Origin of the sequence: Rhodococcus sp. AW25M09 (genome assembly GCF_000333955.1) — a bacterium.
Taxonomy (GTDB): domain Bacteria; phylum Actinomycetota; class Actinomycetes; order Mycobacteriales; family Mycobacteriaceae; genus Rhodococcoides.
Genome location: NZ_CAPS01000111.1, coordinates 1 through 9,909 on the forward strand (window position 1 = coordinate 1; position 9,909 = coordinate 9,909).

10 protein-coding genes are annotated in these 9,909 nt (G+C 64.0%); 4 read left to right on the forward strand and 6 right to left on the reverse strand.

Going from position 1 to position 9,909, the window contains the following annotated elements; all coding sequences use genetic code 11:
• From RHODMAR_RS21035 to RHODMAR_RS21045, 3 genes are all read right to left on the reverse strand, one after another.
• On the reverse strand, positions 1-975 hold a 975-nt coding region (locus RHODMAR_RS21035; RefSeq protein ID WP_081606081.1), incomplete at its 3' end, for a FecCD family ABC transporter permease.
• Between the two features lie 59 nt (positions 976-1,034).
• Positions 1,035-2,081: an ABC transporter substrate-binding protein gene (locus RHODMAR_RS21040; protein WP_008718600.1), complete on the reverse strand. Its 1,047-nt coding sequence runs from the start codon at positions 2,079-2,081 to the stop codon at positions 1,035-1,037.
• 174 nt (positions 2,082-2,255) lie between these two features.
• On the reverse strand, positions 2,256-3,920 hold the full coding sequence (locus RHODMAR_RS21045) for an FAD-binding dehydrogenase (RefSeq protein ID WP_008718601.1): 1,665 nt from the start codon (positions 3,918-3,920) through the stop codon (positions 2,256-2,258).
• 127 nt (positions 3,921-4,047) lie between these two features.
• Here RHODMAR_RS21045 and RHODMAR_RS21050 point away from each other — a divergent pair, with 127 nt between their 5' ends.
• Positions 4,048-5,250, forward strand: coding sequence for a PucR family transcriptional regulator (locus tag RHODMAR_RS21050; RefSeq protein WP_008718602.1), 1,203 nt, complete (start codon positions 4,048-4,050; stop codon positions 5,248-5,250).
• Positions 5,251-5,288: 38 nt separating this feature from the next.
• Entirely contained in the window at positions 5,289-6,041 is a 753-nt protein-coding gene (locus RHODMAR_RS21055; protein WP_008718604.1) for an alpha/beta hydrolase family protein, read from the forward strand.
• Between the two features lie 38 nt (positions 6,042-6,079).
• Here RHODMAR_RS21055 and RHODMAR_RS21060 read toward each other — a convergent pair whose 3' ends face one another.
• Positions 6,080-6,979, reverse strand: coding sequence for a 3-hydroxyacyl-CoA dehydrogenase (locus RHODMAR_RS21060; RefSeq protein ID WP_008718605.1), 900 nt, complete (start codon positions 6,977-6,979; stop codon positions 6,080-6,082).
• 263 nt (positions 6,980-7,242) lie between these two features.
• On the opposite strand from RHODMAR_RS21060, the gene RHODMAR_RS21065 reads away from it, so the two are divergent.
• Positions 7,243-7,869, forward strand: coding sequence for a class I SAM-dependent methyltransferase (locus RHODMAR_RS21065; protein WP_008718606.1), 627 nt, complete (start codon positions 7,243-7,245; stop codon positions 7,867-7,869).
• A 34-nt stretch (positions 7,870-7,903) separates the two neighbouring features.
• On the opposite strand, the gene RHODMAR_RS21070 is transcribed toward RHODMAR_RS21065, so the two are convergent.
• Entirely contained in the window at positions 7,904-8,728 is an 825-nt protein-coding gene (locus RHODMAR_RS21070; protein WP_008718607.1) for a dienelactone hydrolase family protein, read from the reverse strand.
• A 148-nt stretch (positions 8,729-8,876) separates the two neighbouring features.
• On the opposite strand from RHODMAR_RS21070, the gene RHODMAR_RS21075 reads away from it, so the two are divergent.
• A complete protein-coding gene (locus tag RHODMAR_RS21075) occupies positions 8,877-9,734 on the forward strand; it encodes an SGNH/GDSL hydrolase family protein (protein ID WP_008718609.1) in 858 nt (285 codons plus the stop codon).
• Positions 9,735-9,768: 34 nt separating this feature from the next.
• On the opposite strand, the gene RHODMAR_RS29510 is transcribed toward RHODMAR_RS21075, so the two are convergent.
• Complete coding sequence (locus RHODMAR_RS29510; protein ID WP_332307788.1) at positions 9,769-9,897, reverse strand: VOC family protein; 129 nt, start codon at positions 9,895-9,897, stop codon at positions 9,769-9,771.
• Between the last annotated feature and the right edge of the window lie 12 nt (positions 9,898-9,909).

Below are 9,909 nucleotides of genomic sequence, written 5' to 3' on the forward strand. Positions count from 1 at the left end.
CCGTCTGGACAGGATGGCGATGAAGGCGGGAACACCGACCAGTGCAGTCCCCACCCCCACCGGCAACGGGGTCGGTGCGAACGCAATGCGGGACACCGCGTCGACCCACACCATGAAGACCGCTCCGATCAGCGCAGTGACCGGAATCAGCCGACTGTGTCTCGAACCGATGAGGAACCGCGCAGCGTGGGGCAACACGAGTCCGAGGAAACCGATGGCTCCGGCCACACTCACCAGAGTTGCGGTGATGAGTGCCGTCACGACCAGCAATGCGATGCGGGCCTTGCGCACCGGGATGCCCAGCGAGGACGCGACCTCGTTGCCGAACGAGAACGCGTCGAGAACGAACGCATAGTAGAAGCAGACGGCGATGCCGGCCACGACGACTGCCACGCACAGAATCACGTCGTCCCACCGGATGCCCTCCAACGAACCCAGTAGCCAGAACATCACACCGCGAGTTTCGTCGGAATCGGCGAACGCGAAGATCACCAACGACGTCAGAGCCGAGAACAACTGGGTGGAGGCCACTCCGGCCAGAATCACGCGGTCGTTGTTCCCGCCGGAGAGTTGAGCGAGCAGCAGCACCAGCCCGAACGCCACCAGCGCGCCGACGAATGCGCCACCGGACAGACCGAGGGCTGCACCACCGATTCCCAGGATGCCGACCAACACCGCGCCCGTCGACGCACCGGAACTGATCCCGAGCACGAACGGGTCGGCGAGCGGGTTGCGGAGCAGGGACTGCATGATGACTCCGCATATCCCGAGTCCACTACCGCACGCAGCAGCCACGAGGCTACGTGGCAGTCGCTCTTCCCACACGATGGCGTTCTTGGACGTCTTGACCGGTATGTCGGCCAGTCCCACATGGTTGAGCACGACGTCCCGAACATTGACCAGCGATACCTGGGCCGGTCCGAGCGTCATCGCAATCGCAACGGATACGAGCAACAGGAGGAGTCCACCGAACATGACCGACGTCAGGCCGATCTGCCGTTTCGCGGAGGCGCGCGGCTCGGTGGTCGTGGAGCTCAGGACCGCGGCCCGATCTCGTTCAGGCCGACGACCAACTTCTCGATTGCGTCGACCATCCGGATGGAGGGGTTCATCTCCGCGCCGTGCAGCGAGATGTACCGCTTGTTCTTCACGGCGTACATCGTGCTGGTCAACGGGTCCGACTCGAGAAATGCGATCTTGTCGGCCAGCTTGTCACCGGTGAAGCGATTGCGGAGCAGGTCGCCGAGGACGAGGACGGACGGATCGCGGTCCACGACGGTTTCCCACCCGACCGCCTCCCAGTCGTCCTGCAGATCCGGGTAGACGTTCTTCGCGCCTACCTGCTCGGCGAGCAGTGCGGGTGCGCCGGTTCGACCCGCGAGGTACGGACTCTTGGTGTCGGCGAACCAGAACGCGATGCTCTCACCGGTCTTGTCACGACCCGAAGTGGCTGCATCGAGGCGGCCCTGAAGTTCCGAGACGAAGTTCTCGCCACGTTCTCGGACGTCGAACACCTCGGCCATTTCCCGAATCGTCCGATACAACGCTTCCATGGTCAGTGGGCTCGTCCGGGGATTGCCACCATTGACACTGAGTCCGTTGTCGCAATCGGTGGGGGCGAGGTATGTCTCGATGTCCGACTCGGCGAAGCGACTGCGGTCTGCGACACCGCCCTGCTCGTAGTGTCGACCGAACGATGCCGTGACGAAATCCGGATCGGTGCCCAGCACCACCTCGTAGGTCGGCGCATTGTCTGCCAATCGCGGCACGGATGCGTTCGCCTCGGCTAGATTCTCGCGGACCGGATCCGTCCACGACGCGGTACCGACGATGCGATCCTGCAGCCCGAGCGACAGCAAGATCTCTGTGGAGTCCTGGTCGAGGGACACCACACGCTGCGGCGGAGCGTCCACGGTCACCGACCGGCCACAGTTGTCGAGAACGAGGGGGTAGACGGTCTCACCGTCGCCGCCGGTGGCCACGGCCTCCGACACCGCCTCGGATTCACCGCATGCGGTGATCAGACCGGCGGCCAGAACCAGAGACGTGAGGGCAGCGATGCGCCTCGTACCTATTTTCACGAAATGACCGAACTTTCTCGACGTACTGAGCGGGTGGGCAGACTCGATGCGCCCGGAAGTTCTTCGACAACCGAATCACACCAGAAAGCGAGGATACCCTGTCCTATCTTTCGCCACGCCCATCCCGCGACCGAGCCCCTGCAAGTCGGCCTCGACGAAGCGCCACGCGCACCCTCAGCCCTGGGCGGCCAGCGCCCGCCCTGCCTGGCGCCCGCTGAAGATGCACCCGCCCAGGAATGTGCCCTCCAACGATCGGTAACCGTGCACACCACCGCCGCCGAATCCCGCGATCTCGCCTGCCGCCCACAATCCGTCGATCACGTTTCCGTCGCCGCCGAGGACGCGGCCCTGGAGGTCGGTTTGGATGCCGCCCAGTGTCTTCCGGGTGATGATGTTCAGCCGCACGGCTATCAGCGGTCCCGACTTGGGATCGAGAATCTTGTGCAGTGACGCCGTCCGCGCGATACGTTCTCCTCGCGACCGACGAGAATTGTGGATCGCGGAAATCTGCAGGTCCTTGGTGAACGGATTGTCGACCTCACGGTCGCGCGCCTCGATCTGTCGTTTCAGATCGGTGACGTCGATCAGACTGTCGCCGGAGATGCGGTTCATCCCCGCCACCAGCTCACCGAGGGTGTCGGCGACGACGAAATCCTCACCGTTCTTCTTGAACGCCTCGACCGGTCCACTGGCACCGGGCAACACGCGGCCGAGGACGAGCTTGAGGTCCTTACCGGTGATGTCCGGGTTCTGCTCCGAACCCGAGAGCGCAAATTCCTTCTCGACGATCTTCTGGGTGAGGACGAACCAGGAGTACTCGAATCCACTGTCCTGGATTGCCTTCAACGTTCCCAGGGTGTCGAATCCAGGGAAATTGGGCACCGGAAATCGCTGACCTCGCGCATCGAACCACATGGACGACGGTCCTGGAATGATCCTGATTCCATGGTTCTTCCAGATCGGGTTCCAGTTCTTGATGCCCTCGGTGTAATGCCACATGCGGTCCCTGTTGACCATACGACCCCCGACCTTCTCGGTGATGCCGAGCATGCGCCCGTCGACATGTTCGGGCACTCCGGAAATCATGGATTTCGGGGGTGCTCCCAGCCGGGCCGGCCAGTTCTCCCGCACCAGATCGTGGTTGGCTCCGAGCCCGCCCGCAGTGACCAGCACAGCTCCGGCACGCAGCTCGAACTCCCCCACTTCGGTGCGCGTGCTGCCCGCACCCCGCTCCGCTGCACTGGGCTCGAGGATCGCTCCACGGACTCCCTCGACCACACCGGCACTGACGACGAAATCATCGACTCGATGTCGAAAAGCGAAGCGCACCAGCCCTTTGTCTGCGGCCTCGCGTACCCGTCGCTCGAACGGTGCGACGACGCCCGGGCCGGTACCCCACGTCATGTGGAAACGCGGAACCGAGTTGCCGTGCCCCTCGGCGAGGTATCCGCCGCGCTCGGCCCAGCCGACGATGGGGACCCACCGGACCCCCTGTGCATGCAGCCACGATCGCTTCTCCCCGGCCGCGAAATCGAGGTAGGCCCTCGCCCAGCGGTGGCCCCAGTAGTCCTCGCCCGCAGGATCGTCGATTCCGCGGTCGAAGTTCGCGGTGCCGAGCCAGTCCTGCCATGCCAGGTCCGCGGAGTCCTTGATACCCATGCGTCGCTGTTCCGGGGTGTCGACCATGAAGAGGCCACCCAGAGACCAGAACGCCTGACCACCGAGGTTCTGCTCGGGCTCTTGGTCGAGGAGAAGTACGCGTTTTCCGGCGTCGGCCAGTTCGGCGGTTGCCACCAGTCCGGCCAAGCCTGCACCCACCACGATCACGTCTGCGTCCATTGCCCCACTCTTCTGCTCGCTCGGTCTCTCTCACTGCACTGTGCTGTCGTCAGCACCGGAACTCAAGGAAATCGGCTCGAATGACGATACGGTTTGTCAGTCACTGACAAACGTGGGAGGTAGCTCGATGTACCCAGCTCGGGTCGCCGTCGTCGCGAAGATCGAATCGGAGATGGGCCCCGTCGTGGCATCGGCTGTGCAGGCGGTCCGCGACACGATCCCCGTCTACCGCACCCTGCACGGCCCACAGTTGGCCGATGTCGAGGCGATCGCGTACTGGTCGTTGCGCCGACTGCTGACGCTGTGGGCGGGTGGGGATCGAACGATCGACCGACGAGATCACAGCCGATTCCGCGCAATCGGTGCGGCGCGTGCCGCTGACGGGCGCCCGCTGGCCGACGTGCTGCGAGCGTACCGAGTCGCGTCGAGCGTGTTCGTGCGGCACGTGGCCACCGAATATCTCGACGTCCTCGAACCACCGGATATCGCCGAACTCAGTCTCGGTGTGCTCGATGCCATCGACGCGATCTCCGAGGAGATCATCGACGCGTATGTCGTTGCGCGCGAGCAGCTCACGTCCAATCGTGCGCAGGCGCACGCCGTGTTGCTCGACGACCTCGTGGCAGGTAGGCACAACTCGCCCGGGGCTCTGACCGACCGCACCCGCGAGCTCGACTTGGAGCTACCCACTCGCCCGAATCTTCTTGTGGTGCAGTCGGCAGATGCGGGCAGACCCATGTCCGACGACACCGTGGAATCGCTCGTTCTCGCACTGGGCCTCGTTCCACCCGATCGCAGCACCGCGTCGAGTCAGCGGAGTCACTTGTGTACGCGGCGCGAACACCGGGCAATTCTGCTGTTGCCCAGCAGTGTCGGGCGGAACGAGGCCCACGCTGCATGCGCAGAGTCGACGTTGCGCGGATGCCTGTTGGAGAGTTCGACCGTCGCCGACATCGGTAGTTCGTGGCGACTCGCGACGGAAGCACTGGACACCGCACCGGATCATGCCTTCGACGGTCGAGCAGTCCTCGACCGCGGCGATGCGCAGCTGCTGTCGTTGTTGACCGCGCGCCCCGACGCCGACACGGGTGAGGTGGTACGCACCGTGCTCGGACCGCTCACCGAGGCGGCACACGAGCATATTCTGCAAGGCCTTTCGGCGTTCATCGCCACCGGCACGGCAACTGCAGCAGCGACCAGGCTGCACGTGCATCCACAGACGCTGCGCTACCGATTACGCCGGGCCCAGGAGCTCACCGGCCGAGATCCGCGATCGGCCTGGCATCGACTGGCCCTGGACACCGCGATCCAACTGCGTCAACTGGGCTGAGCAGACAAGCCGGAGTCGTCGATCCTAGGATGACCGGTATGTCGGAACAGGTCACGTTTCCCAGCGCCACCGGACCCATGCTGGCCGGAGTGGTCGATGTTCCGGAGGGTGAGGCACGGGGATGGGGCGTGTTCGCTCACGGTTTCACGCTGGGCAAGGATTGCCCGGCGGCGAATCGAATGTGCAAGCAGCTCGCCGCCGACGGCATCGGAATGCTCCGCTTCGACAACCTCGGTCTGGGTCACTCCGAGGGCGATTGGGGCGACGGTTCGTTCTCGAACAAGGTGCACGACACCGTCAAGGCTGTCGAGTTCATGAACGAGACCGGTCGCGAGGTGAAGCTGCTCGTCGGCCATTCCTTCGGCGGCTCCGCTGCCATTGCTGCGGCGCACGACTGTCCGACGGTCGAAGCAGTGGCCATTGTCGCCGCCCCGTTTCAGCCCGCGCACGTCGAGCACAACTACGACGCGCTCATCCACCGGATCCAGGAAGAGGGCGAAGCGCCGTTCCACGCCGGCGGCAAAGCGCTGACCCTCAAGCGACAGTTCGTCGACGACGTCCGCGAAGCGGACCTGCGCGAGCGAATCACCACCCTGCGTCGGCCACTGCTCCTCATGCACTCCCCCACCGACAACACGGTAGGGATCGACAACGCCAGCGACATCTTCCAGGCCGCCCGCCACCCTCGGAGCTTCGTGTCACTCGAGGGGGCCAATCATCTTCTCACCGGCAAGAATCAAGCAGCTCGTGCCGGTCGGATCATCAGCGCCTGGGCGGATCCGTACCTCTGATGGACGCGGGGCTGCCTACACGGCAATGATCGAGCGATTCAGTTGATGTTCCACGACTCGACAGCATCGAGTCGCTGGCCGTCGGAGTCGTACGTGTAGAAGCCTTCACCGTCCCCGAGACCTGTCTTTCCCGCGTCGATACCCTTCTGCAGCATGTCGGCAAATTCGACCTGATCCTCGCCCCCGCTTGCGCGCGCGATGTGTGCTGCGACGTTGAAGCCGACTGTGTCGTATATCTGGAACGGACCGGACGGCGCCCCGGTGGCTATGCGCCACACGTTGTCGATGTCCGCCGGGTTGGCAACCCCGCCGACGTAGAGGCCGGCTCCCGCTTGCAGCAGCGGAATCAGGAGACTGTTCAACACGTATCCCGGAACTTCCTTTCGGACCGGAACGGGAACCAGACCGATCTCCGAAGCAAAGCTCAGTACGATATCGAAGTAAGCGGGATCTGTTGCCGCAGTTGCCATCACCTCACCGGTATTGTACCGCCACACAAGATTGGCGAAGTGCAATGCAAGAAACTTTTCCGGTCGCCCGGTAGCTTCTGCGAAACTGCTGGGCAGTAGCGACGACGAGTTGGTCACGAAGATCGTTTTCGGCGGGGCGGACGCGCCGATATCCGACCAGACCTTCTTCTTCAGATCGAGATCCTCCGGAACTGCTTCGATCACCAGGTCGGCGTCCGAAACGGCGTCCGCGACGCTGGTGGTGGTGGTGATGGATTCGATGGCCTCGTCGAAGCGGGCCTCGTCGAAATTCTTCAGGTCACGCTTGTAGTATCCGCGCATCCATTCCCAGCGATCCGGAAGTTTGGCCAGCAATTCATCGGAAATGTCGTATCCCACAACGGTTTTGCCGTGGTACGCAGCCTGCATCATGATCTGTGAACCGAGCACTCCAGTTCCGAATACGGTCACTTTCTCAACATCGGTCATAGACGACACACTTCCCGTTCATCGAGTCACTTGTTTTCCCACTCTCCAAGTTACATTGCTCGCGACCTGTCACCCGGCGCAGGAAATAGAGCGCGCTCCCCCAGACAGCTGCCCCGGCCATCTGCCCAGCGGCGTCACCGATACTGTCGGTCGTATCCGAATCCGGTGGCCTTTCGCCTCCGTCCGTGCTGGTTTTTCGACACTATCGGGGAACCGACGCGGTGAACAGACAGGCACCGCACCGACGACGAAAGCTGGACACCGTGGCCTTGTGGTCCGAACACCTGCTCCCCCGACTGATCGACGTGGTGCTCGACGGGTCCTACGTACACCGCTTGCGGGCCCGCGCGCTCGCCGGACTGAGCGGCGACGTCGTGGAGATCGGATTCGGATCCGGCACCAACGTTCCGGTCTACCCGACGGCGGTGACGTCCGTGGCCGCCGTCGAACCGTCCACCGGTGCACGGGATCTGGCCGCCGGCCGCATTGCTGCGTCATCGATTCCGGTGCGCTTCGTGGGGCTCGACGGCCAGTCGCTTCCCCTGCCCGACAACAGCTGCGACGCCGCGGTCAGCACTTTCACATTGTGTACTGTGCCCGACCCCGCTCTGGCCCTGCGCGAGATCGGACGCGTGCTGCGTCCTGGCGGCAAGCTGTTCTTCCTCGAGCACGGCCTGTCCCCGGACCCCGGCGTCGCTGCCTGGCAGCGGCGGCTCGACGGCATCGAACAACGCGTCGCCGGTGGATGCCATCTCGTTCGCAACGTCCCCGAGTTGCTGACGGCCGCCGGCTTCACGATGGAGGAGTTGGACACCGACCGGCTACCCGGGCCACGGCTGCTGCGTCCGTGGGGACACCTTTCCCTCGGGGTTGCCGCCACACCGTCCTGAGCGCGGGTGCGGGCCGACCGAACGTCCGCGGTACTCACTCCGTCGTGAGCAACCGACTACGAAACAGGTCGAGCACCTTATCCAAGGCCTCTCGGGTGGGCTGTCCCGGCTCGTCGACGAGTCCTTCCGTGACAACCGAATGCGGCGGACCGAACGCGTTCGGATTGAAGGAGGAATCGGGTAGTTCCACCGAGACGAACGCATCGCCGAGCTCCTCGCGCAGGAACTCGAACCGGGCGGGCGGGCACATCCTGTCACCCTCGAATCTCATGCCGAGAACTGTCAGTTCGCCTGCAGCGCAGCGACCTTTCACCTTCGAAAGGTCACCTGCACTGATGTCGATGGAACGACCACGCGACTTCGATGCCGCGAACGGAAGCGATGGCTGAGACAACACCGGTGCGATCAATCGATCGTCGGCTGCCATCGCGAGAGCGAACCCACCCGTGAAACACATGCCGATGGCACCGACACCCGGGCCGCCGCAGCGCTCGTGCTCCTGCGCCGCGAGGGCACGGAGCCAGACCACGATTCGCGAGGACTTGCCGGTCGCCAGGATGGTGAACTCGCGACTGATGCACGCCGGAACCATGGCGCGAGACATGGTGGCCAAGGTGCCGAGCATTCCCAAAGGCGCAGCCAGCGGATCCTTACCGTCGACGCCGAACAGATGCGGAACGATCGCGGTGCAACCGATACCGGCGACGGTGCGCGCGAAATCCGCCACTTTCGGTGTGATGCCAGGCATTTCGGACATCACGATGACCGCGGGCCCGGTCCCGATGCGATAGACCGGGGCTGTACGCCCGTCCGCGGTGAACTCGGTTCGCTCGAAATCTGCCAGCGTGTCATCGGTCATCGGTCATCCTTTTGCCAGGGGCAAGCGCGGCCGCAGTGCCGAAAAGAAGCATAGGCGGGTTGTGACGATGCTGCCGCAGAGGTGAAGGATCTCGCGTCGACCGCAGCGTACGATCTCGAGCAGTATCCGGCCATCGAGGGAGTCTGCAGTGCGCAGTAGGACGAAGCAGTTCGGGCTCGGTGTTGTCGCGGTTGTGATTACCGCACTGGCGTCGCCCCCTACCGCCGCCGCGTCACCGATCGAGCACGTCAACCTCGGCGACAGCTTCAGCGCAGGCAACGGTGTGCTCCCGCTGGCACCGGGCACTCCACTTCGATGCCTGCAATCCGAGCAGAACTTTGCGCACATCGTGGCGCAACAGCAGGGCTACAGCCTTACCGACGTCAGTTGCGGCGGCGCAGCAACCGAAGACTTCTACACTCCTCAATTCGACGGGACCCGCGCGCAATTCGACGCGTTGTCGCCGTCCACCGACGTGGTGACCGTGATGATCGGCGGAAACGACAACAGCGTGTTCTCGGGGGCGATCGCAGCGTGCGTCAGAGCATCGGTGACCGGTGCCGGTGCAGTCGATCCGTGCCAGCAGCAGAACGGGAGCAGCTTCGACGACAAGATCATCGACAGCACGCTGCCGTCGGTTCGACAAGCATTGCGCGACATCCACACTCACGCACCCGACGCGAAGGTGGTCATCATCGGCTATCCGTGGCTCATCCCGGCCGCCACCACATGCGAGCCCCAGGTCCCGGTTGCGCTCGGTGATGTTCCGTATCTGCGCAACCTACAGAACACCCTGAACGAGGCCGTTCGCCAGGCGGCGACCGAGACCGACACGACATTTGTCGACATGTCCGCGGTGTCCGAGGGACACGATGCCTGCCAACCCGTCGGAGTGCGATGGGTGGAACCACTGCTGTTCGCAGACCAGTTCGTCCCGTTGCATCCCAATGCTCTCGGCGAAGCCGCCATCGCGGCAGAAGTGACCGAGGCACTGACGGCACGCTGATCAGCGGAGTCGCTCTCCACAACGGGCGGGCGAATCACGCCGGTTCGGCGAGGGGCGTCTGGAACGACCACAGATGCCCTTCCGGGTCGCGAACGCTGTATTCACGGACGCCGTACGGCATATCGGTGGGCTCGTAGTCGATGGCTGCCCCGGTCGCGGCCACTCGGGTGAAGTG

Coding starts and splice junctions, on each gene's coding strand:
- RHODMAR_RS21050 (WP_008718602.1), top strand. CDS start 4,048: ATGTACCCAGCTCGGGTCGCCGTCGTCGCGAAGATCGAATCGGAGATG.
- RHODMAR_RS21060 (WP_008718605.1), bottom strand. CDS start 6,979: ATGACCGATGTTGAGAAAGTGACCGTATTCGGAACTGGAGTGCTCGGT.
- RHODMAR_RS21045 (WP_008718601.1), bottom strand. CDS start 3,920: ATGGACGCAGACGTGATCGTGGTGGGTGCAGGCTTGGCCGGACTGGTG.
- RHODMAR_RS21055 (WP_008718604.1), top strand. CDS start 5,289: ATGTCGGAACAGGTCACGTTTCCCAGCGCCACCGGACCCATGCTGGCC.
- RHODMAR_RS21070 (WP_008718607.1), bottom strand. CDS start 8,728: ATGACCGATGACACGCTGGCAGATTTCGAGCGAACCGAGTTCACCGCG.